Annotated in this window: 20 protein-coding genes; 4 read left to right on the top strand and 16 right to left on the bottom strand. The window is 50.1% G+C overall.

The features are described from left to right. Positions 1-2: 2 nt before the first annotated feature. The 6 genes from D1831_RS01715 to pdhA all read right to left on the bottom strand — a co-directional run bounded on the left by D1831_RS01715 (position 3) and on the right by pdhA (position 6,351). Positions 3-290 carry a UPF0223 family protein gene (locus D1831_RS01715; protein WP_125071035.1) on the bottom strand — a complete coding sequence of 96 codons (288 nt, stop codon included), beginning with the start codon at positions 288-290 and terminating at the stop codon, positions 3-5. Next, positions 274-1,212, bottom strand: coding sequence for a Rossmann-fold NAD(P)-binding domain-containing protein (locus D1831_RS01710; RefSeq protein ID WP_125071033.1), 939 nt, complete (start codon positions 1,210-1,212; stop codon positions 274-276). Before D1831_RS01710 ends, D1831_RS01715 begins: the two co-directional genes overlap by 17 nt. 247 nt (positions 1,213-1,459) lie before the next feature. Further along, positions 1,460-2,872 (bottom strand): dihydrolipoyl dehydrogenase, encoded by a 1,413-nt coding sequence (gene lpdA / locus D1831_RS01705; RefSeq protein WP_125071031.1) that lies wholly within the window; start codon positions 2,870-2,872, stop codon positions 1,460-1,462. A 7-nt stretch (positions 2,873-2,879) separates the two neighbouring features. Then, the gene (locus tag D1831_RS01700; protein ID WP_125071086.1) at positions 2,880-4,196 is read right to left on the bottom strand and encodes a 2-oxo acid dehydrogenase subunit E2; all 1,317 of its coding nucleotides are present in this window, start codon (positions 4,194-4,196) and stop codon (positions 2,880-2,882) included. A 63-nt stretch (positions 4,197-4,259) separates the two neighbouring features. Beyond that, positions 4,260-5,237, bottom strand: coding sequence for an alpha-ketoacid dehydrogenase subunit beta (locus D1831_RS01695; protein ID WP_125071030.1), 978 nt, complete (start codon positions 5,235-5,237; stop codon positions 4,260-4,262). Between the two features lies 1 nt (position 5,238). Continuing rightward, positions 5,239-6,351, bottom strand: a complete 1,113-nt coding sequence (gene pdhA, locus D1831_RS01690) for a pyruvate dehydrogenase (acetyl-transferring) E1 component subunit alpha (protein ID WP_125071028.1) — start codon at positions 6,349-6,351, stop codon at positions 5,239-5,241. A 303-nt stretch (positions 6,352-6,654) separates the two neighbouring features. On the opposite strand from pdhA, the gene def reads away from it, so the two are divergent. Beyond that, a complete protein-coding gene (gene def / locus D1831_RS01685; RefSeq protein WP_125071026.1) occupies positions 6,655-7,215 on the top strand; it encodes a peptide deformylase in 561 nt (186 codons plus the stop codon). Between the two features lie 52 nt (positions 7,216-7,267). Here def and D1831_RS01680 read toward each other — a convergent pair whose 3' ends face one another. Then, complete coding sequence (locus D1831_RS01680; RefSeq protein ID WP_125071025.1) at positions 7,268-7,768, bottom strand: hypothetical protein; 501 nt, start codon at positions 7,766-7,768, stop codon at positions 7,268-7,270. Positions 7,769-8,055: 287 nt separating this feature from the next. Between D1831_RS01680 and D1831_RS01675 the strand changes: the two genes are divergently transcribed. From D1831_RS01675 to D1831_RS01665, 3 genes are all read left to right on the top strand, one after another. Further along, on the top strand, positions 8,056-8,274 hold the full coding sequence (locus D1831_RS01675; RefSeq protein WP_125071023.1) for a DNA-directed RNA polymerase subunit epsilon: 219 nt from the start codon (positions 8,056-8,058) through the stop codon (positions 8,272-8,274). After that, entirely contained in the window at positions 8,271-9,947 is a 1,677-nt protein-coding gene (gene rnjA / locus D1831_RS01670; RefSeq protein ID WP_125071021.1) for a ribonuclease J1, read from the top strand. Before D1831_RS01675 ends, rnjA begins: the two co-directional genes overlap by 4 nt. A gap of 83 nt (positions 9,948-10,030) precedes the next feature. After that, entirely contained in the window at positions 10,031-10,990 is a 960-nt protein-coding gene (locus tag D1831_RS01665; RefSeq protein ID WP_125071019.1) for a diacylglycerol/lipid kinase family protein, read from the top strand. Positions 10,991-11,252: 262 nt separating this feature from the next. Here D1831_RS01665 and D1831_RS01660 read toward each other — a convergent pair whose 3' ends face one another. The 9 genes from D1831_RS01660 to D1831_RS01620 all read right to left on the bottom strand — a co-directional run bounded on the left by D1831_RS01660 (position 11,253) and on the right by D1831_RS01620 (position 26,031). Beyond that, on the bottom strand, positions 11,253-11,456 hold the full coding sequence (locus D1831_RS01660) for a hypothetical protein (protein ID WP_125071017.1): 204 nt from the start codon (positions 11,454-11,456) through the stop codon (positions 11,253-11,255). Positions 11,457-11,623: 167 nt separating this feature from the next. Next, a complete protein-coding gene (locus D1831_RS01655) occupies positions 11,624-13,030 on the bottom strand; it encodes a C40 family peptidase (protein WP_125071015.1) in 1,407 nt (468 codons plus the stop codon). A gap of 366 nt (positions 13,031-13,396) precedes the next feature. Then, complete coding sequence (locus D1831_RS01650; RefSeq protein ID WP_125071013.1) at positions 13,397-14,362, bottom strand: ribose-phosphate diphosphokinase; 966 nt, start codon at positions 14,360-14,362, stop codon at positions 13,397-13,399. A gap of 136 nt (positions 14,363-14,498) precedes the next feature. Then, entirely contained in the window at positions 14,499-17,012 is a 2,514-nt protein-coding gene (recD2, locus tag D1831_RS01645; RefSeq protein WP_125071010.1) for an SF1B family DNA helicase RecD2, read from the bottom strand. 12 nt (positions 17,013-17,024) lie between these two features. Further along, a complete protein-coding gene (locus D1831_RS01640; protein WP_125071008.1) occupies positions 17,025-17,720 on the bottom strand; it encodes a tetratricopeptide repeat protein in 696 nt (231 codons plus the stop codon). A gap of 16 nt (positions 17,721-17,736) precedes the next feature. Then, positions 17,737-18,402, bottom strand: coding sequence for a histidine phosphatase family protein (locus tag D1831_RS01635; protein WP_125071006.1), 666 nt, complete (start codon positions 18,400-18,402; stop codon positions 17,737-17,739). A 186-nt stretch (positions 18,403-18,588) separates the two neighbouring features. Next, the gene (locus D1831_RS01630; RefSeq protein ID WP_125071004.1) at positions 18,589-21,732 is read right to left on the bottom strand and encodes a mucin-binding protein; all 3,144 of its coding nucleotides are present in this window, start codon (positions 21,730-21,732) and stop codon (positions 18,589-18,591) included. Positions 21,733-22,030: 298 nt separating this feature from the next. Continuing rightward, on the bottom strand, positions 22,031-25,039 hold the full coding sequence (locus D1831_RS01625) for a mucin-binding protein (protein WP_125071001.1): 3,009 nt from the start codon (positions 25,037-25,039) through the stop codon (positions 22,031-22,033). Positions 25,040-25,368: 329 nt separating this feature from the next. Continuing rightward, the gene (locus D1831_RS01620) at positions 25,369-26,031 is read right to left on the bottom strand and encodes a potassium channel family protein (protein WP_125070999.1); all 663 of its coding nucleotides are present in this window, start codon (positions 26,029-26,031) and stop codon (positions 25,369-25,371) included. Positions 26,032-26,036: the final 5 nt, after the last annotated feature.

Here is a 26,036-nt window from a genome sequence, read left to right as displayed (position 1 = left end):
ACCTAACCCCGGTATAAAAATCGTTGTTTGTTCGTCGCCAGCGCCGCCTGGATCGTCCGGTAGATGCTGTAACCAGAGGCGGCTTCAAATGCCCGTCCTAATTGTTTTTCTTCCGACTTCGCCGGTACGACGGTCTTAAAAGCTCGGTAGGCCGTTAAGAGGTCCGCGGTGGGCAAGCCCCCTTCATTAGCCGCTTCAATTTGCTGATAAAAAGTCGTTACCGTAATGATTTCAGCGGTTGACCACGCGTCGTTTAGCGGATACTGGTAATTCTCATTTTTGGTCGTCATCTTGTTCAAACTCCCCCGCTTCGACCCGGTCAAGTTCGTCACGAACCTGACTGGCAATCTCAGCGTATTCTTTTTGTTCTTCATCCGATAGTACCAAGTTGGCTAACCGCTTAATTCCGTTAGCACCAATCAAGACTGGCGAGGACAACCCCACTAGCTGATCATCAGCACTCGTTTGAACATTCGTCACGGTCCCAATAAACGGGGCCTGGTTGTAAAAAGCATTCAAGACCTGTACTAATGCTAACACACTCAACGTGGGATTGGTAACGATTGCCGGGTCGTCGATTTGCTCAGCGGCGGCGGTCATCTCTTCCATCCCAAAGCTGGTGTCCTGGTTTGCCAAGTAGGTCATAACCGGTGCCGGACCAATGTACGAGCGACTCCACGAAATCAAGTGGGACTGTGCGGTCCCCACGACAAACGCGTGCACGTCGTTAGCACCGACACTGAGCTGTCGACGCAAGCCCTGCTCTAGTAGCCGGCTCTGCGCCAAGGTTCCGAGTCCCAGGACTCGTTGATGGTCAACACCACTAAAGCGGGCCGCTAAGACGCTCAAAACGGCATCGTTAGACCCGGTCAAAATAATCTTTCCATTGAAGCCGGCACCCATCGCCGCGTTCACGAACGACCGAAACAGTGGTAAGGTGGCTTTTAAGTCCCCCTCCGTGTCCCGGTCAGTGGCTAAGGGCACTAAGTTTCCGATAATCAGGCAGTCCGCCTGTGAGTAGTCTGGCTTGGTTTGCGCAGCCAGCGTAAATTGCCGGCACGTCAAGCTAGCCGTAACGAGCCCCTGATAACGGGGGGCTTCATCACTGTCAGTAGCGACCACTAGTTTTAATGGCAAGTCTTTGGCCATTGCGATCAATATTAATTGCTGTACGAATTCGAATAATCCACGAATAATAACGGTATTGTTCATGTTAATCCTCCCAACCTTCGCTAATAATTGTACCTAAGCTGTCAACGAATACAAGTAAACGTTAATAAAAAGTTTACTCTTTTGTAACATTCGGCGTCAAACCGGACTAATCGTTAGCCACCCAGTTTAACGTTTTTTTAGGAACTAAGCCCAGTATTCGTTGGGTACCGCTGGCAAGTTTGACTATGTAAAACGAGAGTTCGAGACGCTATTCGTCCCAAACTCTCGCAACTAAAAATTGGTGTTATTAAATGTGGGTCGGGAAGCCCATCGCTTCGTCAGCGGCTTCTTGCACCACTTCACCCAGGGTTGGGTGGGGGTGGATCGTTAACGCTAGATCTTCAGCGTTCATCCCACCGTTAACGGCAACACTCAACTCAGAAATCAGGTCACTCGCACCGGGCCCCGCAATTTGGGCACCGACGATGGTTCCTTCATCCTTAGTCGTGACTAGCCGGAAAAAGCCGTCCATCGAGTTCAAGGAGATCGCCCGTCCATTCCCAGCAAACGGGAACTTCGAAGCGATAACTGTCAAGCCCGCTTTTTCCGCTTCGGCCTTGGTCATGCCGACCGTGGCCAGTTCCGGATCCGTGAAGCACACGGCCGGAACCGAAACGTAGTCGTTAGCCGTCTTCTTACCGCTAATGGCACCGGCGGCAACCTTACCTTCCGCAAACGCTTTGTGCGCTAACGCCGGGCCGGCAACGATGTCACCAATGGCAAAGATGTCTTCGGCGGCCGTCCGCCCCTGCTGATCAACTTCGATTAAGCCGCGGTCGGTCAACTTCACGTCGGTATATTCCATCCCCATGTCGTCGGTATTTGGTCGCCGACCAACGGTGACCATGCAGTAGTCGGCGTGGATTGACGTTTCCTTACCATCTACCGCGTAAGTGACGGTTACGCCACCGTCGTCTTGTTCCGAATTTTTAGCCATGGCGTTGGTGATTACCGTGACGCCCTTCTTCTTAAAGTTATTCAAGACGAGCTTGACCATGTCTTTTTCGAAGTTTGGCAAAATTGACGGGGTTCCTTCCAGAATTGTCACGTGCGCGCCTAAGTTAGCGTATGCACCGGCTAATTCGGAGCCAATGTAGCCCCCACCAATGACAACTAATTCCTTCGGTACTTCCGGTAAGTTCAAGCCACCCGTTGAATCCACCACGCGGCCCTTAAACTTGAAGCCCGGGATTTCAACTGGCCGTGAACCGGTCGCAATGATCAGGTGCTTAAACTTGTAAGTTTGGCCCGTATGGTCACCGTTCATGACCCGCAACGTGTGGTTATCGTGCATATAAGCTTCACCACGAACAATTTCAACCTTGTGTTTTTTAAGCAACATCTCAACCCCGCCGGTTAGGCGGTCAACTACTTGGTGATCTTTCCAATTCTGGGTTACTTTAAAGTCCAGAACCGGGTCTTGAATGTTTTTAATCCCAAAAATCTTACTATCCTTAGCTTCTTGTAACCGGTGGCCGGCACTGATCAAGGCCTTGGATGGAATACAACCGACGTTTAAGCATACCCCGCCGATGTATTCTTTTTCAACGATTGTTACTTTTTGACCGAGTTCCGCCGCGCGGATGGCTGCGACGTAGCCGCCGGGACCCGCACCAATGACCATTGTGTCGCGTTCTTCAGCAAAATCTCCTACAACCATTCCGACATCATCCTTCCATCAAAAGTAATTCTGGATCGTGCAGCAACTCTTTCATTAAGTTCATTGCCTTTTGGGCCGTTGCACCGTCAATCAAACGGTGGTCAAAACTGAGTGAGAGTTTCTGCATCTTACCAACGACAATTTCATCATTTTCGTTGACGTACGGTTCTTTACCGATACGGCCAACCCCGAGAATGGCAACTTCGGGTTGATTGATCACCGGTGTAAACCAGCCGCCACCAATGGAGCCGATGTTACTAATGGTCATAGAAGCCCCACTCATTTCGTTGGCCTTCAACTTGCCATCGTAAGCTTTTTGCGTATTGTCCGTAATTTCCTTGGCAATGGCAAACAAGCCCTTGGCTTCGGCATGCTTAATGACTGGTACTAACAATCCCCGGTCGGTGTCAGTTGCGACCCCAACGTTAAAGTAATGTTTGTACACAATTTCGTTAGTTGACCCGTCGATGGACGCGTTAAATTCTGGAAATTGTTGCAAGACCGCCACTAAGGCCTTCACAATGTATGGCAAGAAGGTCAGGTGGATATCCCGATCCGCGGCCACGGCCTTGTACTTCTTCCGGTGAGCCATCAACGCACTGACTTCCACTTCGTCAAATAACGTAACGTGTGGTGCGGTGTGCTTGCTGTTAACCATCGCTTTAGAAATCGCCTTACGGATCGGCGTCATCTTTTCACGGGTTTCCAGTTCTGGCGTATCGGAAACGTACGGCTTGACCGGCGTTGGCGCCGGTGCCGCTTCGCTCTTGGCTGCTGGGGCACTGGTGGCTTCTGGAGCCGCCTTACCCGTTGCGGCTGGTGCGCCCGTGTAATTGTCAATATCCTGCTTAGTAATTTGACCGTGGGCTCCGCTTGGGGTAACTAAGCTGATGTCAACGTCCTTATCACGCGCATATTGCCGTACCGACGGCATTGCCAGAATCGGCTTATTAGGATCACTCGGAACAACCGATGCGTTAGCTGCAGGTGCTGGTTGTGCAGCTGCCGGCGCTGGGGTTGCGTCAGCCGGTTTGTCAGCGGTTGCATTTTCTGCCGGTGCGGCGGCTGGTTCGGCGTTGTCGCCCGAACCATCATCAATGGTCACAATCACGTCACCAATCTTAGCCGTTTCACCTTCTGGAACTAAAATATTGATAATTTTACCACTTACTGGTGATGGTAATTCTTCAACTGATTTATCGTTTTGAATTTCAACAAGAGAATCGTCTTCCTTGACTTCATCGCCAGGTTTTACGAGCCATGATGCAATTTCGCCTTCTTCAAGACCTTCACCAAGCTCTGGTAATTTAAACTCGTAAGCCATTGGATAACTTCCTTTCATGACAGTCGTCCCCGACTGTTTATCAGTATCACGTGACCCTCAAATTTAATAGTTTAAAATTTCACGGGTCTTTGCTTCAATTTCATCTTCGGCTGGTAACCAGTCGTCTTCGGCTAAGCCAAACGGGTAAACCGTGTCTGGTGCTGAAACGCGACCAACCGGTGCACTTAGGTAAAGCGCACCCTTTTCGGCAATCAAGGAAGCAACGTTGGCTGCGATGCCGGCTTGGCGTTGGGCTTCTTGAATAGCAACGGCGCGCCCGGTCTTTTGAACCGACTTCAAAATGGTTTCTTCATCTAATGGAGACAGCGTCCGTAAATCCACGACTTCAACGGAAATACCTTCCTTTTCAAGCTTTTCCGCAACCTTCAAGGATTGGTTAACTTGCGCGCTGTACGCGATCAACGAAATATCCGTGCCTTCACGCACAACGGCCGCTTTATCTAACGGTACCGTGTAAGCTTCGTCCGGAATATCCGCTTTCATCGAACGGTATAACTTTAAGTTTTCTAGGAAGAAGACCGGATCATTGTTGCGAATGGAGGAAATCAGCAAGCCCTTCGCGTCGTATGGGTTAGACGGGGTCACAACCCGCAAACCAGGGATCTGTGCCAAGTAACCTTCCAACGAATCGGCGTGCATTTCCGGCGTGTGGGTCCCACCACCGTATGGTGAACGGATGGTGATTGGCATGTGGCGCGTGCCCCCTGTCCGGAAACGTTCCCGCGACATTTGACCCGCAATGGAATCCAACGTTTCAAAAATAAAACCTAAGAATTGAATTTCAGGGATCGGACGGAAGCCTTCGAGGGCTAACCCAATGGATAAACCACCAATTCCGGATTCTGCTAAAGGAGTATCGAAAACCCGGTCTTCGCCGAATTCGGCTTGAAGCCCGTCGGTGGCGCGGAAAACCCCACCGTTTTTACCAACGTCTTCACCAAAAACTAAGGTCTTTTCGTCGGACCCGAGTTCTAATCGAAGTGCATCGGTAATCGCTTGAATATACGTTTTCTTTGACATGTTACTTCGACTCCTTTGCTTGGAATTCCGTAATTTGTTGTTGAATGTTTTGTGGTTGTTCTTCAAAAACGTTCTCCAAAAACTCGGTCATTTTTTGCTTTGGTGCATCATCCGCTTGTTTAACGGCATCTTTAATATCGGCTTTAACTTGTTCAACGTACTCGTTTTCTTGATCTTCCGACCAAGCACCTTGATCCGTTAAGTACTTGCGGTAACGAATCAACGGATCGTTGTCGAACCATGGTTGTTCTTCTTCCTTGGTCCGGTAACGCTTCGGGTCATCCCCGGCGTTGGTGTGCGGACCGAACCGGTAAGTCAAGGTTTCAATCATGACCGGACCGTTACCCGCTGCGGCGTATTCTCTGGCAGCCTTGGTAACTTCGTGAACGGCTAAGAAGTCCATCCCATCAACTTGAACACTTGGAATGCCAGCTGCTACGGCCTTTTGTGCCAGCGTCCGGGCAGCCGTTTGTTTGCGCCGCGGAACGGAAATGGCGTAACCGTTATTTTGAACGATGAAGACTGCGGGTGCTTGGAAGGCCCCAGCAAAGTTCATGCCTTCATAGAAGTCCCCTTGCGACGTCCCGCCATCACCGGTATAGCTGTAAGCAACTTTATCTTCGGTACCGTTCTTCTTAATTCCTAACGCTACTCCGGCCGCCTGCACGTACTGTGCGCCAATAATAATTTGTGGTGGCATTGCGTGTAAGTCTTCCGGATATTCATTACCTAATACGTGTCCGCGTGACCAGAGAAACGCCTTATATACTGGCAGTCCGTGTTGAATCAACTGTGGAATGTCCCGGTAAGCCGGCATCAAAACGTCGGTCCGTTTCATTGCGGAGTTGCTCCCCATTTCGCTGGCTTCCTGTCCTTCGGTTGGTGCGTAGAAACCAAGGCGCCCCTGCCGTGTCAATGCGTTAGAACGTTGGTGTAACGTTCGTTCCCAAATCATTAACTTCAAGAAGTCAACTAACTGATCATTTGAATATTTAGAGACAATTTCAGGCTTGAGCACTTTAGCTTGTCCGTCAATTACTTGCACGGGTTCATAATTTTTTCCCAACGTATCACGGATCGCACTAAAATCAACAATTGGTTTTTCGTTGTCCATAAATGACACATCCCTTTCATGAACGTACGGACTAGTTTTTAACAACCGTCGTCCGTAATCGTTTTCATAATTACAAGTCTAACTTACCATTGCTTTTCATCTTTTGCAAGCCCTTCCAAAGTCCGAAATACCAGTCTTTAAGGCCCCTTCAATTGTGAATTATTTAATTTGATCATTCACTTGACTTTCATGAAATTTCGGGAGTGCTTCTACATTTTATGGCCGGCTTATGCTAAACTAGTTTGTAAGTGTAAACAGCGCGGTCTGTTCAGATCACAGCAAAGTTTTTGGAGGTAATTTGGATTGATTAAAATGCGAGATATCATCCGCGAAGGTAACGACACCCTACGTGCGGAAGCTAAACAGGTTCAGTTTCCACTTAGTGCGGCTGATCAAAAATTAGCTAATGATATGATGGAATACTTAGAGAACAGCCAGGATCCTGAACTGGCTAAAAAGTACGGTTTACGTGCCGGCGTTGGTCTGGCCGCCCCGCAAGTCGACGTGTCAGAATCAATGGCAGCTGTCCTGGTACCCGGCGACAACGAAGGTGACGACCCCATTTTTAAAGATGTCATCATTAACCCGGTCATCATTAGCCACTCCGTTCAACCCGGTGCGTTAACGGAAGGTGAAGGTTGCCTATCCGTCGACCGCGACATTGACGGTTACGTGATTCGTCATGACCGGATCACCTTGCGCTACTACAACATGGCCGGCGAACAGAAAAAGATTCGTTTAAAGAACTACCCCGCCATTGTGTGCCAACACGAAATTGACCATTTGCATGGGATTTTATTCTACGACCACATTAACGCGTCGAACCCGTTTGCCGCTGATGACGATTTGGTTTTAATTTCCTAATCGGCTTTAAATCAATAAAAAAGCGCTTGGATAAATTTATCCAAGCGCTTTTTTATTGGCCGCTGTCACTTTGATTCAACCGCCGTAGATCGTCTAAATACTCCAGCGTTGCTTCGTTCATTAAATAAGCCACGTCAACGTGCAGCTGCCCCGCCCGTAGCCAGGCATCGGTTACCCGCAACGCCGGGCCCGCGTTTTGAAACGCCGTAATGTGCTGGTCATCCGCGTAACGCTGAAACTGGTTGTTGAACAGGCGCCGGACTTCCGGCAGATCCGCCTTGACCATTCCCGGTGTCTCTAATACGTATTCGAAGGCCATGACGCCCCGCCCCCAAACATCCGCAACGGGGACGGAATGCAAGCTGCCGTGAACTTCCTGGACTTCAACCGCACTCGCTAAATGGGTCAAGGCCGTTTGCATCGCTCCATCCGCGGTTCGCTGACCAGCATGCCGAATTTTTAAGGCGGTCCGTTTTAAAACTTGGCGGCGCAAAATTTCATAGATAATGATGGCAAAGATTAACCCAATGATGATCGTAACGATTGTCCACATGGTCGGTCCCCCACAATTCAATTGTACACTCATTCACAATTTTACTTTTTTATCAGCTTTTTATCAGCTTTTTATTCCTTTTCAGCATAGCATGTTTTACAAAAAAATTATTGTTTAATCACGGTGATTTTGAAGAAAGTTAACATTGTATACACCTCCTCCAAATTATGCTAAAATGAAAGATAATTGTTGTGTTTACACAACCTGGTGTACGGATCAAACTTTTATTTTTGCTACTATTTAGAACGTTAGTTTCTAAATAAATCTTGTCATAGGGAGTTTTGTTAATGATTTACAAAGTATATTACCAAGAAACCAAAAAACGGAACCCACAACGCGAAACGACTAAGTCCCTCTACTTAGAAGCGGACACCGAAGTCGCAGCTCGTGTGTTAGTGGAAGATAATACCAAGTACAACATTGAATTTATCGAACCGTTAGAAGGTAACTTCTTGGATTACGAACAAAAAAATCCAGAGTTTCAACTAACGGAGTTTAATAAATGAAACGGTTAAACGTTAAGAACAACGAAACCGCTGTTTTTGCAGTCGGCGGTTTGGGCGAAATTGGGAAAAACACTTACGGTGTCCAATTTCAAGATGAGATTATTCTAATTGATGCCGGCATCAAGTTCCCAGAAGACGAACTTTTGGGAATTGATTACGTCATTCCGGACTATTCTTATCTAGTTGCAAATCAGCAAAAAATAAAAGCACTGGTGATTACGCACGGTCACGAAGATCACATCGGTGGGATTCCCTTCCTGCTTAAACAGATCAACGTACCAATTTACGCCGGCCCCCTCGCCCTGGCCTTAATTAAGGGTAAGCTCGAGGAACACGGGTTGTTAAAGACCACCGAGTTACACGAAATTAATGAAGACACCGTCTTAAAATTCCGTAAAACCCGGGTCTCGTTCTTTAGAACCACCCACTCGATTCCGGACACACTCGGAATCGCCGTTCAAACACCACCGGGTACCATTGTGGAAACCGGGGATTATAAGTTCGACCTAACACCAATTACTAACCAGCCGCCGAATCTCCAAAAAATGGCGCACCTTGGCGAACACGGTGTGCTGGCGTTGCTATCTGACAGCACCAACGCCGAACGGCCCATTTGGACTAAATCGGAACGCTGGGTTGCCCACTCCATTCGGCATATTTTTGAAGGGGTGGCGGGTCGAATCATCTTTGCGACCTTTGCCTCCAACATTTCCCGAATTCAAGAAGCGGCACAGGTTGCCTTGGAACACCATCGCAAAATTGCCGTCTTTGGTCGGAGTATGGAAGCCGCCATCGTCAACGGTCGCGAACTCGGATATTTAGACATCCCAGATGAAGCCATCGTTGACGCTAATGACATTAAGTCGTTACCCGCCAACAAGGTGATGATTTTATGTACCGGGTCGCAAGGTGAACCCATGGCAGCCCTTTCGCGGATTGCCAACGGAACCCACCGCCAGATCTCAATTGAGCCGGGCGACACCGTCATTTTCTCAAGTTCACCGATTCCGGGAAACACACTCAGTGTCAACCACGTTATCAACGAACTTGAAGAAGCCGGTGCCCACGTGATCCATGGCAAGGTGAATAACATTCACACTTCCGGTCACGGTGGCCAAGAAGAACAAAAGTTAATGTTACGGTTGATGAAGCCGAAATTCTTCATGCCGATTCACGGTGAATACCGGATGCTTAAGATTCATACCGAACTAGCCGAACAGTGTGGGGTTCCACTTGACCACAGCTTTATTCTGGAAAATGGTGACGTCCTCGCCTTCACCAAGGACTCTGCCCGGGTGGCGGGTCACTTCGGCGCTGGTGACGTTTACGTTGACGGCTCCGGAATTGGCGACATTGGTAACGTGGTTCTCCGCGATCGCCAAATTCTTTCTGAAGAAGGGTTAGTCGTAGTCGTTGCGACGATCAACTTGAAGAAGAAAGAAATTCAGGCCGGTCCAGACATTCTCTCCCGCGGTTTTGTCTACATGCGTGAATCTGGTGACCTCATCAACGAAGCTCGCCGACACGTCTTCCGCACGATCCGTCGTAAGATGAAGTCGGATAAAGCTAGTGAGGCCACTATCCGCAACGCCATCATTGATGACCTTCAAAGTTTCTTATTTGATAAGACTGAACGGCACCCAATGATTTTACCGATGCTCATCATGAATTAACCACTTGCCGGAACGATCCCGTTCCGGCTTTTTGTGGTGTAAGGGGTTGGTCACGACCACCCCGATCTTTGTGAGGTGTAAATTTGATTGCTGAATACGACATTATCATTAACGAATTAGCCGGCTCCGGCCGTGGTAAAACGGTTTGGGAAACGGTCAGGCCGCTGCTTGAACAACGTCAAATTAAGTTTGACTACCACGTTTCCGAATACGCCGGTCACACGACTAAACTGGCTGCCAGGTTTGCGGAAACGGCCCGCTACCGCCCCGAAGTCACACCGGTGCTCTTAGTTATCGGTGGTGATGGCACACTTAACGAGGCCTTAAACGGCTTGATGCAAGTTCCCCGCACCGATCCGATCCCCCTGGGTTACATTCCCGGTGGGTCGGGAAATGACTTCGCCCGGGCACTCGGGATGGCAACTGATCCGGAGATCGCCCTCGCCCAAGTTTTAAATAATATGCGCGCCCGCGAACTGAACGTCGGTTACTACCACGAAACGTTAAAAAACGAACACCGCTACTTTGTCAACAACGTCGGCTTAGGTTTTGATGCCCAGATCGTTGACGATACGAACCGCAGCAAACAGAAGGGCCGTTTGGGACAGTGGGCCTATCTGAGTAACGCGTTAAAAGCGTATTCCCAACAGGAAGGCTTTTCCCTGACCGTTCACGTGGGCCGCAAACGCGACTATTACCGGCACGCGTTTTTATGTACGACTTCTAACCACCCCTACTTTGGCGGGGGTGTCAAAATTTTGCCGGGTGCGAGCCTGCACGACAACCAATTAGAACTGATTGTCGTCCAAGAACCACACTGGTGGACCGTACTGTGGCTGTTTGCCCTACTTCTGATGGGCGGACGTCACCTCAACTCACGGTTTGTCCACCACTACCGCAGTAAAAACCTGCACCTATTAGTTAAATCGGTCGAAATTGGGCAAATGGACGGCCAGATCATCGGGAACCGCAACTACGACCTGTATCTGACGACTAAGCCCTACCCGTTTTGGATTGACACAAGCATCCATGATCACCACTAATACTTACGAGTCTCTGGGCGTGTGACCCTCGGGATAACCGGTTAGGAGTTAACTCCCAAAGCCTAGTCGTCAGTTACCGTAATATTAAACTGGTAATTGCGCTCGCAGCGTAACGCGAGGACGGTACTCAACCCGTCAACGTAAAAAAGAACAAAAACAATAAAGCGCGTAAATAACTCAAAACAAATTGAGTCATTTACGCGCTTTACCTTTCTGACCACGGTGCTTAAACAACGTGGGCCTAAAGTTAATTTGCTTTGTATTAGTCCTCTGAAGCGTTAATTGCTTCCAGAAGCATATCAAGCTGTTCACATTTTTGGGATAAGTGACTGACCCGCTCCTTTAAATGCGGGTAAATGGTCACGACCCGTGAGCGATCCTGTTGACGCGCTGCCAACCCCTTTAAACGGTCCAACTCCGTATTAGCTTCTTGGTATTCTTCCAGGATCTCAAATCTGTTACTCACTTTAACACTCCCTTAAAACAATAGTCCTAGTTTTTCCGTTAGAAAAACAGCAAACTTAATATACCACAATCCTAACAAACTTTAAATCCTAAAAAGTAACTTTTTTTAAACATAAAAACAGCCAGACCGTCCGCAAAGACGGACAACTGGCCGTTGAATAATTAATCTTATTTAACCGTACCGGCAAAACTAGGCATGAAGTAAGAACTAATTGTCTGAACCTTCACATTTTGACCAGTGGTTGGTGCGGCTACGAACTGGTTATTGCCTAAGTAAATCGCGTCATGGTAAGTTGCACCCCGTGAACCCCAGAACAAGATGTCTCCCGGCTGTGCGTCGGCAACTGAGTGGGTCGTGACGTAACCTTCCTGAGCAATCGTGCTGTGTGGTAATGAGATTCCCGCAGCGTGCTGGTAAACGTACGAAACTAACCCGGAACAATCCATCCCAGAAAGGCTCGCGCCACCCCAAACGTACGGAATGTTAGCGCTGGCCAACTTCAATGCTAATCCGGTTACGGAACCGGTAGCTAAGTCAGCGTTGCTCGTCGTGGCCGTACTGCTGCTACTAGTAGCAGCAGCGGTGCTCGTGCTTTGACTAGCTTGACTAGTTGCTGATGAAGTTGCGGTTGAGCTGGAACTTTGGCTCGCTTGGCTAGTCGTTGATGAAGCTGCAGCCGAACTGGAACTCTGGCTGGCCGTGGACGTCGCCGTTGAACTACTCTGAGTAGCGGATGACACTGCCTGCGAGCTGGCCGTGGACGCCGCCTGTGAACTTGCTTGGCTCGCAGGCTTCGTTGAACTGCTACTCGTGACCGTGGCCTTGTAAGCCGTCGCTTTAACCGGTGCCGTCGAACTAGCACTGGTCGTGGACGACGTCGTCGCGCTAACCGAACTAGTTGCTTGACTGGTTGAACTAGCACTAGCTACGGAACTAGTGCTGCTGGACGTGGCACTGGTTGCGGAACTTTCCGTACTACTGCTAGTCGTCGTTGCTGCGTGCGTCGTTGAGGCCTGGCTAGCAACCCGCATACTGCTTACCGAAGCGGCACTGGTGCTTTCAGCACTACTAGTACTAGCAGCCTTAGTAGCGGTCTGGGCAGTCGCCGATGTTGGGGTCGCCTGCTTCGTCGTAGCGCCCGGAATTTGAAGGGACTGACCAACGACGATTACGTCACCAGATAGACCGTTTAACGTTTGTAATGCGTGAACGGAAGTGTGGTACTGATCTGCAAGCGCCCAGAGCGTATCACCGGCTTTGACGGCATATGTACCCTTTGCGGATACCGATTTAGCCTTTTTCGTCGTTGTTTTTTTAGCGGCCTTTTGTGAACCGTTAACCTGAATTTTTTGTCCAACGAAAATCAAATCGGTACTATCATCAAGTGCTTGAATCTTGTTTAATTTTTCAATACTTTGGACGGAAACACCGTGTTCTTGAGCGAGGCTCCAGACGGTATCATTAGCTTTAACCGTGACTGAAGCCGCATTGGCAGCTTGTCCTGTAGCAAGCAATAAACCAACGGCACCAACCGTACCGGCTAGGACCTTGCCCGTTGTGTGTGCTTGTGACATTAAATTCACTCCTTTTAGGAAATTCAAATCGAGGCAATCAAGTTATTATCTTAAGAAAAGCTTAACGTCTTTTACAAATCATAATTTTATTGTAGCACAATTTAGGAAAATACAAACTAGAATTACTTATTTTTTTGTGAAACGGTGCGTTTATTACGAAAATTAATTAATATTTGCCGGTCAATACAAATTCCCGGCACATCAACGTTTATTAGCATGAACGAATAACTAACGGTGCGATAAGCCAAGTTTAATTAGCAGTATGAAAGCGTTGTCCGTCCGATTCCATACGTTTCACCTAATAACGCCGGAATATAAATAAAAAAATACCCAGTGTTTTACGACCGGGTACCCGTTTAGCTTTTCTTAAATTTTGGGATCAAACAAACCGTCCACCGGCTGTTGCGCGTGCACCAATTTAATTGCATCACCCAACAAAGGACCGACGGATAACTGAACCAATTTATCAAATTGCTTGTTTGCTGGAATCTGAATAGTGTCCGTTACAATCACTTTTTCCAGTGGTGAAGCTTCCAACTTAGTGGTTGCGTCTTGTGAAAAGATGGCGTGGGTTGCACAACCGTAGATCTTAGCCGCCCCGGCTTTTTGCAAAGTCTTGGCCGACACGTCGAAACGCGTCCCCGTATCGATCATATCATCGATCACAATGGCAACCCGCCCCGCAACGTCCCCAATAATACTGTCGGGAACCACGTCGTCGTCATCCGGATGCCGGTTATCAATGATTGCAATGGGGGCCCCGAGCAACTCCGCCATTTTACGTGCCCGCGAAACACCCGCGTGGTCCGGTGAAACCACCACCAAGTTTTCAGTGATTCCCCGGTCCTTGAAGTAACTGGCCAAGATTGGCGCCGCCATCAAGTGATCCACGGGAATATCGAAGAACCCTTGAATCTGAGCAGCGTGCAAGTCAATCGTTAGAATCCGGGTCGCCCGGTCCTTTTCTAGTAACGTGGCAATCAACTTTGCAGTGATGGGTTCCCGTGAACGGGCCTTGCGATCTTGCCGTGAATAACCATAGTACGGAATGACCACGTTAATTTCACTCGCACTGGCCCGGCGCAAAGCATCGATCATGATCAATAATTCTAGGATCGTATCGTTAACCGGCTCCGAAATGGATTGAATGACAAAAACTTCGGCACCACGAATACTCTCTTCAATATTAATTTGAATTTCCCCGTCACTAAAACGCTTAACGGAACTCTTTCCCAGCGGAATACCGACCCGCTCAGAAATCTTCTTTGCTAACGGCAGGTTAGAATTTAACGCAAACAATTTCAGCTTGGCATACGATTCATCTGTTGACATAACGACCTCCATAAAATATTTTCATGTCATATAACTTGATTATAACAGTATCTCCGTTTAAATAGCTGTTCGCCACCGTTTTTTTATGATAATTAAGTTCACGATTAATAATTGGTGATTACAAGTATTATGTGCCCTAGGCTTGCGGCATGAAATCGGCCGGCGTAATGCCGTTCATCCCAATCATCGGATCAATTTGACCGGCTGCGACTAACGCCGGGGTCAACTGGTGCGGCTCCGTGATGGCTGATTCAACCGGAGTGTCAGCACTCGGCGTAGTTGTCCGGGACGTTTTTTCAGCCGGCGTACTCGTAGAAGTTTCCGTTGTTGACGCCGTTGTGGGTGCCGCCGTGTGCTGGCCGTTAAAGACCTGCTGCAGCCGTTTGGTGAGGGTCGTCTGGCGGTTAACGGATTCGTTCGTCACACTCCGTTCAAACGCTTGCTGATCGCCGAGTAAAATCAACATCTGCTCGGCACGGGTCACCGCCGTATACAAAAGATTCCGCTGTAACATCCGGGAAAACTGAGGGACTAACGGTAAAATAACCATCTTGAACTGACTACCTTGGGATTTATGGATCGACATACTGTAGGCCAAGGTCAGTCGGTTCCAGTCGGCCCGTTGGTAAGTCACCTCGTTTTGGTCAAACGCAATGGTGATCTGATCTTTTTTCGATTTATTGTGCGGGTCGTTGGCGAGATCAATACCAACAATTTTTCCAATGTCCCCGTTAAAAACGTTGTCTTCGGGTGAATTGACGAGGTGCAGCACCTTGTCACCGACTCGGAAATCCTGCCCGTTATATTCCAAATGTTTTTGGCGGGCGGATTTTAGCGGGTTAAAGATTTTTTGAACGGTAGTATTCAGTTGATCAATACCCGCCGCCCCCCGGTACATCGGTGCCAAGACCTGAACTTGTTCCGCCGTGAACCCCTTCGCCTGCGCGCGAGCCACCACTTGTTCCACGATGTGATTAACCTGAAACGCGTTACAACTAATAAACGAACGGTCCTTTTGATTCACCGTAAAATCAGCGGGCAACTGCCCGTTTTTAATGGCGTGGGCCAGTGGAATAATACTAGAATCGTCGTCCTGGCGATAAATGGTCGTTAATTCAATTTGTGGTAAATCGGGGCTTTGCAACAAGTCATGAAAAACCTGACCGGCCCCCACCGAAGGCAGCTGATCTTTATCGCCCACCAGGATAACTTGCATATGACTCGGAACGGCCTGTAATAAGGTTTGAAACAGGCTCGTATCAACCATCGACATTTCGTCAATGATCAGTAAGCCCCCGTCCAGGTCTTTGGTGGGTTCCTCGGGACCGTCTTCACGCCCCGTCAAACCTAATAGCCGGTGAATCGTGCTGGCCGGTAACCCGGTCGTTTCCGCCATCCGCTTGGCAGCCCGGCCGGTCGGTGCGGCCAACAGAATTGGAAACGACTTATCCTTGTACTGATTAACGTCCAACGAAACGTCGTGTAATTCGGCAAACAGGGCAACTAACCCCCGAATAATGGTCGTTTTCCCGGTCCCGGGACCACCAGTTAGTAAGAAGACGTGCGCGGTAATCGCCGACTTTAACGCCTGGGTCTGGGAGTCGTCGTAGGTTAAGTTGCTCGCTTTCGCCACGTGCTTAATGGCCCGTTCAACCGCCTGATCCGTCAGATTACCGTCATTATCCGCTGCCACTAATCGTTTCAAGTGTTCCGCAATTTTCCACTCGGATTCGTATAAATCGCTCAAATAGATTCGGTTTTCGTCACCCACGATTTTATTTTCCTGGGCCAGCGCGACCAACTGATCCGCCAGCTTTTGCGGGTCGATTGGGACGTGACGGGCCGACTCTAGTAACTGCATCGTCGCGTTAAGCAACGGCTTGGCAGTTGTATAAGTGTCCCCGTTCTGCGCACAAACCTCGTTGATTTCCGTTAACAAAGCCGCTTTTAAACGGCTATCGGCCTGGGGATCAATTTTTAACTGTGCGGCAATCTGGTCCGCTTTTTTAAACCCGACTCCCTTAATATCCTCCACGAGTCGGTACGGATTTTCTTGAATAACGTTTAAGGTATCGCCCTGATACTTACCGTAAATGGCTGCAGCTAGGCGACTCCCAAATCCGTACGCGTTTAAACCAATGATAGTCTGTTCCAGACCGTTATTGACTCTCAGTGTGTCTAGGAGGGTCCGCTCAACACTCGCCCGCATCCCAATTGGTTTCAAGACTCCCGGGTCCGCCAAAATTTTGTCAATCGCGTCTTCACCCAGGGTATCCACGATTCGTTCGGCCGTCCGCCGTCCCAAACCTTCAAAATCACTCCCGGATAAGTAAGCAATTAAGCCGCTACGAGACGTCGGGGTTTGATTCTGGTAATTATCCGCCTGAAATTGCACCCCGTACTTGGGGTGCTTGACCGTTCGACCGGTAAAGCGGTAAGTCGTTTCTTCCTGGATATCGGCAAAGTTTCCGGTAACGACGATCTCGTCTTCGTGCCAATCAATATTTTGTTCACTAACTTTAACTAATAAAACTTTGTAAAAACTATCGGCACTGCTGAAAAAAACGGCCGCGACCTTGCCAACAACAAAGTGTGTGACCGTTGCAGCGTCCGGATTATTTGGAAATAAATTGACTTGATCTCCCGCCACTAAAAACCCTCCTTACGATTTAGTTGCCTGGTCGTCACCTGATTTTTGTGCGGCCAACGTTTTTTCAATATCCGTTAACTGTTGTTGATGTTTTTGAAAGTACTCCGGGTCAAGTTTTTCGGCACTTTCAAACAGGGCCGCGTACGGTTTCCCAAGCACCATCGCCGTTAAACCCGCGTTAAAGGCCGCCTTGCCCGAACGAGGATCTACTTGCCGTGCTAACTGGTAATAAGTGTACGCCTGCTGGTTATTGCCTAATGCAAGTAAAATATCTGCTACTAACAAATTGGTATCTAATGCGGTTGGTTGCGCCTCTTGTGCGGTAAGTGCCCACACCAATGCGTGTTGGTAATCCCGTTTAGCCATCAAGGATTGACCCATCATGACGTAAGCGTCATTTTTTAACTTAGTGTCCTGAATTTTTTGATAATACGGTAAGGCCTTATCGTATTCCTGGGCCTGATAATAAACGTTGCCGAGTGCATAACGGAATAAGTCGGCCGCTTGGCGATCAGTTTCAAACTTTCCGAGGGCCTTCATGGCAAGGGCCTCCGCCTGTTCAAAATCCTGACCCGCCGTCAAAAGAACGGTCAAATCATAATAAGCGTGATAATCGTCCGGATGGGCATCGATTGTTTGGACCAGCTGATGAACCAGTGCCCGTTGTTTCGCCTCACTTGGTCGCGATGCTTCAGCCTTATTTGTCATGAATGCGTTCCCTCCTCTAAATCGTGTCCGTTGGATCGGGTTTGCGGGACAAGTAGGACGTGTCGTTCCAGTCCAGCAGTTTATAGTGCTTGCCCCGGTCACGAGTTTCTAAAATAGTCGTTGACGTATTGGATAACCCACCCCGTTGACGCAACGTCGCTAACGACGCCCCTAAAAGGGTGTTGACCAGGGCGTTTAACGCGGCGCCGTGACTCACGATTAGGACGTTGTCACTGCGTTTCGGATTGGCCGCCACAATTTGCTGAACGGCTGGTTGCATCCGCTTTAGCAATTGCTGGAAACTTTCACCCTGAATCGCGGTCGGATCGTACTGGTCGGGATGATTACGAAACGCTTCAAACTCTGCCGGGTACTTCGCCTGCACGTCGGTAAACGCCATCCCCTCCATTTTACCGAGGTTAAATTCTCGTAGGCGGCTTAACACCGTTACGGGTAAGTCGGGCTGCGTCAAATCGTGTTTAAGGGTCATCGCGGTACTGCGGGCCCGTTTTAATGGACTGACATAAATGTGACTAAAGTGAATGTCCTGTAATGCGGCCGCCAATTCATGAATTTCTTGGTAACTCGCTGGTAACAACGGTGAGTCGCCTTGTGACCCCTGGTAGCGGCCTTCCAAGTTCCACTCAGTTTTACCATGGCGAATAAATAGTAGTTTTGTCACAACAATTACTTCCTCATCTTGGTCCGTCTCGACCACTCAGTATTAATTACTATTATGCCAGTTTTCAAGTCAGTTTTCAAAAGGACCCTTTCTAGGTTAAATTAAAATTATGTCAACTAGTTTGCCACCCAGTGAATAAAAAAAACGGTTGGGAACTTGATCCCAACCGTTTTTTATCGCTGGCCCTCAGAAAATGCGTTTGAAGAACCGCTTAATCCGTGCGAAACCAGCAACTAATCCTAACAATAACAAACCAAGTAACGAAGCTGCCGAAGTCCGCTCACTAGTTTGAGGTAACCCGCGAGCCGCTGAGCGACTTGGTAACGGCGTTGCTGATTCAGTTGGTGTTGCACTAACGGCTTTGGTTGTAAGTGGCGTCATCGCGACGTGGGCCGCTCCCGCTACAATCGGTTGAGCCGACGTTGTAGTCGTTAACGCATTGCGTAACGACTTAGCCGTCGTCACACCGGTCATGATTGGCCGCACACCACTAACGGTGTTTGTCGTTACAACCGTTGGCGTCGTCGGTGCCGGTGACTTTTCAGTCGTTGGCTTGACGGGAGTCATGGTTGCCATGACCGTTGGTGTCGTCACTGGCGTTGCAGCTGACGACGTTGTTTTAGACAACGTTACCGTTGGTGTTACCGCCACCGTATTGGTTGGCGCAGCAGGCGTCGCGGTCGGCTTAGTCGTAGCTGAGCTTGCTGCGGTCGCACTCGCTGGTACCGATGAAGCGGGTTGCGATGAACTGCCAGTGGCCGCACTCGTCGCTGGCGCCACCGCATCGTAGGTGACCGTTACCACTTGGTTTGGCGTCCCCGCAGCCACGTCCGTCACTGCGGGTACCGTAGCCATGTCTGGCTGATAGCTCCGAACCGTTGGCACGATGACCGCGCTAAAGGTATCGGCATCGTCTCCAACCCACGGCCCGTAAGTAATCTCACCAGTAACCATGTCTTTAGCTGCCGTCCGGGTATAGTGCAACGTTTGAATGGTCGGCGCCGCAAGCGTCGTCCCCGTCGTGCTTTGATACTCAATCGTCCGCGACGTTTGTTGCGTTAAATCAACGTCAGCGGGTAAGGCCGACGAAGCGGGCGTCAGGGTGACCATCTGATGAGCCAATTCAATTTCGTAAGTCGCACTCGGCGTTGGGTCGTCAAATAGCATGGAACCCCACGTTGGATAATTATCACTAACTAATTGGTACCCCTGATGCTCATAATTATCGATCGTCGTCGTTGGATCATAGTTATTGTCGCTCTGATAAGGACTGACCAGTTCCGTATCAAGTAAATCCTTGCCGGTAGTGACGTCAACGTAATGAATGGTTCTCGTTAACTGGTTAGGCGCATAGACGTAGTTCACGGTACCGGCAGCAACCGGTAACGTTCCACTAGTTGGCGCACTCCCTGGAATCGTCTCCGTTGTGAGCGTGTAACCAGGAACCGTAACGGGTGCCGTTTGATAAGCATCACCAACGTACCCGTTAATGGCCACCCCGGACGCAATCGGCTCGTTATTTTCATCAACGTAGTTCACAACGATCCCACCGGATGGCTGCCGAACAAACGTGAAGGTCAACGCTTGGGGGTCTTGGGTATAAGTTCCGCTTGTTGAACTACTCTGTTCCGGCTGGAAAATATAACCCGTAATTTCCGTTTGGGGCGTCAGGTCATAACTTGAACCAATGGTGGTCCCCTTGACCAATTCCGCGGGTTCAATCGGCTGTTTAGTGGTTCCATCAACAAAGTTAACGTTCAACTCCGGCGCTGGCAACCAGTTTGCGGGTTGATAAACCATGACGTCGTATTCAAAGGTAACACCGTTCGGATAATCTATGTGAATAAAGTTGGTATCCATTTGTGAGGCTTGCGTGAGTTGATAATACCCTTGTAACCCGTAGGCAAACCAAGTGGCACCCGTAATCGTCGGGTAAGCCGTCGCAATTTCAAACTGACCATTCCCCAAATTGGTCAAGAATGGTTCGGCTGGGTGAGTCGTATCGGCCGTTGCTGCGCTAACCGTTGGACTTCCACTCAACGTGACTTGGTAGTGACTGGTCAACGACTCCCCGTTCATCCCGGTCAGTGGCAAGGCGGTAAAGGTTGCGGGTTGCCCGATAACCATGTTGACGGGTGTTGCACCGTAGTTGACCCGTTGGCCCAAGGCAGTAAATAACGCCGCCTTAGTAAAACCGCTCACGGGTGAAAAGTCCGTTAACGAGTTATCGGAGAAGTTAAAGTCCAAAAAGCCGTCCGGAGCGGTCGACGTGTTGTCGATTGCCGTTAACCATGACCCTAATTCTGCTAATTGGGCGTTATTCATCCCGAACGCGTTTTGTTGATAATCGGTCATACCGGGTTCAACCGAACCCACTAATTGAACCGTGGAGATCGTTGTCGGGTCAATCTTAGTCAGGGGAGCTAAGTTCACCGCTCCTAAGTCGTGGTCCATAATTGACAACTGATCAAAGCGGTCATTTTCAAGCGGAGTTAAGTCAACGTTGGCATCGGGATAACTAGTGTAAAAGTTAATTAACGTTTTCGCTGGTAAATATTGCAAGTATTGCATCCCGGCTAAGGTACTCGTAATTTCCAACGGCACGCCCGTTGTTCCGATATCAAGCCTAGTCCCGCTGTAGTTACGAATGTTGCCCAACGTGATCGGTCCAACGATGTTCATGTCGCTTAAGACGTTTGCCTCAATCCCAGGATCAGCAAAAGTTACGATGGTTGAATCTGGTAACGCGGCACTGGTCGCCGGACTAGCAACACTCGTGGTTGCCTGACTTGCCGAACTGCTCGTTTGGCTTGCCGTCGACGTCATCGCGGCACTACTCGTTGCTAAACTAGTCGAAACGCTAGTTGGTAAAGGCGGCAACGTAAAACCAGCACCGGCCGACGTGCTTGTAGACGTGGCGTTGCTAGCGGTCGACGTTGTCGCACTGCTCGTCATACTATTAGCAGCCGACGTTGCCGGCATGGAAGTCGCGGTGCTAGCCGTACTCGTCGTTGCCGACGTAGAACTGGTCGTAGCCGACATGACCGCCGTCGACGTCGCGGCACTGGCCGTGCTGCTAGTGGAATTAGTGGCCGACATGGCCATTGAACCACCACTGGTAGCCGCACTGGTCGTCACCGTACTCGTCGCCGACTGTGGCGTTGTTGCTGGAGGAGTTGTCGCGGCAGCCGCGGGTAACGTCCACAGTGCCGTACCTAAACCAACACTACTCCCCAACAAGACCAGCGTCGTTTTCCAAGTACGTTTGAACTGTTGCCGACGGTTTTGTTTGGTAATTTTTTGAATTTCTTGTAACTTTGTTAAACGCATTATCTGAACGACCTTTCTGAAACTTAAGTCAGGTTTACCAGGACGTCATCTTGTGACCACGCCTCCGTTACGTCGGCGGAATAACCCAACCTCAACTTTCACGTCCGGTATACCATCATCAGCCACACATCACAATTTACCGGCTTGTACAGGAGCCCGTTCACCCGATATTTTAAAGCGTAGTAGTTAGTAAATTTTCCTATAATCGGGATTTACCGTTAAAAAACGGGCGCCCGCAGAAGCTCAATTTCCGCGAGAGCCCGTCATTAGTCTTTAATTAACACGACACCCACTACGACTAAAATATCCGTTTCCAGGACCGCTTGACGTGCGCAAGCACCGTAATCAGTGCGAGCATCAGCACCCCGATGAGCGCCGTTACGGTCGGGTGCTCCCCCGTTTGGGGCAACCCGGTTGCACGGGTTAGTGCTCTCCGGGCTGGTTTGCCAACTTTAGGGCGTCGTTGAAGGGGCGCGGTCGTGTTGGACTTAGTCTGGTTCGTGTGTTGTGAAACCGCCGGCCGGACAGCGCCCCGCTGGTAGTTAATGGGCACGGTCGCCTGCACCTGACGCTGAGACTGCGATTCACTAGTTGCCGCTTGTCCCGCAGACGCGGCAACTGATTGCGGTGTGGTCCCGCTCAACGTGGACGTGGTGCTCATGTTCGGAGAAGGCACCCCCGTCGCTGCGGTGGACGGTGCAGTCGATATGGCACTAGTCGAAACTGGTGCCGCACTCCCCGCAGACGACGTTGCCGGATTTACGGCTGACATTGCGGCTGACGTTTCCGGTGCCACCGCACTGCCAGCCGACGTCGCTGGTACAACCACCGTGTACGTTACCGTCACGTCCGGCATCACGGTCGGCATATTCAGAGGTTCGCTGGCCGGCACGACGGCCCGGTCAGCACGGTAACCCCTAATATCAGGACTGGTGACTGCCATAAAGTTGCTTGGAGATCCGACAACCCAGGAACCGTACGTCACGTTACCCGTCACTTGGTCCCGCACCGCTTGCCGCGTGAAGGCGACGGTTTGCACGGTTGGTGCAACGAGGGCTGTCCCATCGGTACTTTGATACCGAATCGTCCGGGTGGCCTGTGCCGTCAACACAACGTTGGCAGGTAAGTTAGGTGTGGTGGCCGTTAGCGTTTTTAGCTGGTGCGCAAGCGCCACCTGATAAGTGACGGTTGGCGCCGGATCATCAAAGGCCGCAGCTGCGGGAACCCCGTTCGTTACTACCCGGTAACCCGCGGCCGTATACTTCGTAATTGTCGGTGTAACGTCCAGGGTCGTTGTGCCCATGTACGGTCCCGTCACTTGGTCGACCGTCAAAACTTGATTTGTCGTGACGTCAACGTAACGGACGATCCGTGTCAATTGATTGGCCGTATAAAGGTACGTGACCGTCCCGGCCGCCAACGGTAACGTCCCGCTGGCGGGTAAACTAGTGGTCGCCACCCGTTGGTAAGTGTAGCCCGTAATGGTTAACGGTTGACTTTGATACGGCTGACCAACCGTCCCACTAAGGACCGTGTCCGGTGCTAACTTTTGCCCAGCCGTCGTTTCGTAACTTACCGTAATCCCGCCGGCGGGCTGCCGACTAAACGTTAACGTCAACGCTTGCGGATCCTGGGTATAGGTCCCGGTCGTCGGACTACTCTGTTGAGGGTCAAACACGTACCCGGCAATTTTGGTTTGTGGCGCTAGGTCGTACGTTGACCCGATAGTCGTACCCCGAATCAGGTTAGCGGGCTGAATGGCTTGTTGCGTGGTCGCGTCTACGTACCGGACGTTTAATTCCGGCGCCGGTAACCAGTTCGCCGGTTGATAAACCATGACGTCGTATTGGAAATTGACCCCACTCGGATAGGTCAGCTGAATAAAGTTCGTGGCAAACTGGTCAGCACTCGTAAAATCATAGTACCCGCGTAAACCGTAGGCAAACCAGTTTGCATTGGGAATCGTGGGGTAAGCCGTTGCAATTTGAAAACGACCGTTGCCCAGACTCGTTAGGTCCGGTTCGGCGGGGTGCACTGCTAAACTGCTCTGAGTGGGACTACCGCTCAGGGTCGCCTGATAATGACTCGTTAACGATTCCCCGTTCATCCCGACTAGGGGTAACGCGGTGAAGACCGCCGGCTGGCCGACCACCAAGTTAACGGGTTTAGCGGCGTCATTCACCCGCTGGCCTAACGCGACAAATAAAGCGTCGTTGGCAAACCCGCTCAACGGTGAAAAGTCGGTCAGCGAGTTATTCGATAGGTTAAAGTTCAGGTTAGCCCCAATCGACGTGTTATCAATGTTGGTCAGCCACGGCCCCAGTTCGGCCAGCTGTGCGTTGGTCATACCGTCCGCATTATTTTGATAGTCCCGCATATCACCAGTGATGGACCCAACTAGTTGTAACGACGTAATGGCTGACGGGTCGATCAACGTCAACGGCTGTAAGTTCGCCTGCGCCATGTCGTACATTTGCAGTGACAACTGACTAAACTCGTCATTTTCCAACGGTGTTAAGTCCACGTTCGGTTTAGCATAAGTTGTCCAAAATTGAATGGTGGCGGATGCCGGCAATGCTTGTAGATACTGCATCCCAGCCAAGGTTCCCGTAACCGCTAGCGGTTTGGTAGTACCAATGTTTAAAAACGGGCCACTAAAATTCCGAATGGCACCCAGGGTAACCGGACCGGTAACGCCCAAATCACCGGCCACCGCGGCCTGAATACCGGCATCGCCAAACGTTACGACGGTACTATCCGGCAACGCCGCGATACTAGCGGCGGCTTGAACTTGGCTAGCGGTGCTTGTCGCCGCACTCGTAGTACTCGTAGCACTGGCCGTTGAAGCCACGGAACTAGTCTGCGAATCCGGAGCGGCACTCACCGGGGTGGTGCCAAACGAACTCCCCGGGGCCGTGACAACGATGGTCGGCGCAGTAAACCCCACCGAAGCCCTACTCGTTGCCGAACTGCTACTCGTTGGCGCGGCCGCGGCACTGGATACCGTACTAGTTGGGGTAACGCTGTCAGCTAACGACGCCGGTGCACTGGCCACACTGACGCTGCGCGGCGTCCCACTAACCGGTGAACGGGGGCCCGACGCCCCCGTACTAGTCGCGGCGGCAGTTTGCAGTGTGGTCGTCGGGGGATTAACCGTTGCAGCGGTGGCTGGTAACGTCCACAATCCCGTCCCGATTCCGATGCTGCAGCCCAATAAAACTAGCGTGGTTACCCAGGTTCGTTTGAACTGTTGGTGCCGGTTTTGTTGTGTAATGGTTTGAATTTTTTGTAATTTTGTTAATCGCATGTGTGAAGTGACCTTTCCGAAGCCGAATCAGCGCCACTCAAAAGTCCACGTTACGGTATTGCCCAAACGACGCTGATCTCAACTTCCAAACCGGGTATACCATGCTTTTCGACCCACCTCAATTTTGAATCCCAGAATCCCCCGGTTAGTTTCCCTTTGCCACTTACAAAACGTTCGTAAATCTTCCATTGCCATCGGTCCGGCCGCAAAAGAAGCAGAGTGTACCAAAAGTCGGTTAATGCTCACCAACTGACTTTTGAAACCCGTTTCGACAATAATTGTTCAAAGATAAAAGAAGAGGCTGTGACTTTTGTCACAGCCTCCTTATCCTATTTTTTAAGGGCTTCATCGAGCGCGTTAACGCCTTTAATGGGGCCCACCACGGTTACAATGTCGTGGGTCTCCATCATGTCCGTAGGTTGCGGTGCCACGTTGATTGCCTTACCATGTTTAATGGCAATCACGGTCAACCCAAACCGTTCCCGTAAATTTAAATCAATTAAATTCTGGTTAACAAAGTTCGGGTCGGTAATTTCAATTGCTGCCAACGTGTACTCGTCACTCAGGTCGATGAAGTTTAAGATGTGGTTTGAAAGTAGTTTGCGGACGATACTGTGACCCATGTCCCGTTCGGGGAAAACCACTTGGTCGGCACCGACCCGTTCCAGCACCCGCCCCTGGTCACTAGTTTCCGCCTTAGCAATCACTTTTTTGGCCCCCTGCTCCTTACTCAGCATGGTGGTTAGGATACTGGCTTCCATGTTGTTTCCAATTCCAATGATCACGTAGTCAAAAGAATCAACGTTTAAGTCACGCAAAACTTCTTCGTCCCGGGTATCGGCAATTAGCGTTTGCGTAGCCACGTCCATCAGTTCGTTGACCGGCCCCTCGTTAATGTCAACGGCCAAAACGTCCTGGTGGGAAGCAACTAAGGTCCGGACCACGCTTTCACCAAACCGTCCCAGGCCAAAAACGGCAAAACTCTTTTTCATGATAA

The sequence above is a fragment of the Lactiplantibacillus garii genome (assembly GCF_003885105.1).
In the GTDB taxonomy this organism is placed as follows: Bacteria; Bacillota; Bacilli; order Lactobacillales; family Lactobacillaceae; genus Lactiplantibacillus; species Lactiplantibacillus garii.
The sequence above is the reverse complement of the archived record's forward strand: the minus strand, read 5'-3'. Positions and strand labels throughout refer to the sequence as shown.

Coding starts and splice junctions, on each gene's coding strand:
- D1831_RS01620 (WP_125070999.1), bottom strand. CDS start 26,031: ATGAAAAAGAGTTTTGCCGTTTTTGGCCTGGGACGGTTTGGTGAAAGC.
- pdhA (WP_125071028.1), bottom strand. CDS start 6,351: ATGGACAACGAAAAACCAATTGTTGATTTTAGTGCGATCCGTGATACG.
- D1831_RS01640 (WP_125071008.1), bottom strand. CDS start 17,720: ATGACAAATAAGGCTGAAGCATCGCGACCAAGTGAGGCGAAACAACGG.
- D1831_RS01695 (WP_125071030.1), bottom strand. CDS start 5,237: ATGTCAAAGAAAACGTATATTCAAGCGATTACCGATGCACTTCGATTA.
- D1831_RS01625 (WP_125071001.1), bottom strand. CDS start 25,039: ATGCGATTAACAAAATTACAAAAAATTCAAACCATTACACAACAAAAC.
- D1831_RS01655 (WP_125071015.1), bottom strand. CDS start 13,030: ATGTCACAAGCACACACAACGGGCAAGGTCCTAGCCGGTACGGTTGGT.
- D1831_RS01675 (WP_125071023.1), top strand. CDS start 8,056: ATGATTTACAAAGTATATTACCAAGAAACCAAAAAACGGAACCCACAA.
- rnjA (WP_125071021.1), top strand. CDS start 8,271: ATGAAACGGTTAAACGTTAAGAACAACGAAACCGCTGTTTTTGCAGTC.
- D1831_RS01680 (WP_125071025.1), bottom strand. CDS start 7,768: ATGTGGACAATCGTTACGATCATCATTGGGTTAATCTTTGCCATCATT.
- D1831_RS01715 (WP_125071035.1), bottom strand. CDS start 290: ATGACGACCAAAAATGAGAATTACCAGTATCCGCTAAACGACGCGTGG.
- lpdA (WP_125071031.1), bottom strand. CDS start 2,872: ATGGTTGTAGGAGATTTTGCTGAAGAACGCGACACAATGGTCATTGGT.
- D1831_RS01700 (WP_125071086.1), bottom strand. CDS start 4,196: ATGGCTTACGAGTTTAAATTACCAGAGCTTGGTGAAGGTCTTGAAGAA.
- D1831_RS01710 (WP_125071033.1), bottom strand. CDS start 1,212: ATGAACAATACCGTTATTATTCGTGGATTATTCGAATTCGTACAGCAA.
- D1831_RS01630 (WP_125071004.1), bottom strand. CDS start 21,732: ATGCGTTTAACAAAGTTACAAGAAATTCAAAAAATTACCAAACAAAAC.
- D1831_RS01650 (WP_125071013.1), bottom strand. CDS start 14,362: ATGTCAACAGATGAATCGTATGCCAAGCTGAAATTGTTTGCGTTAAAT.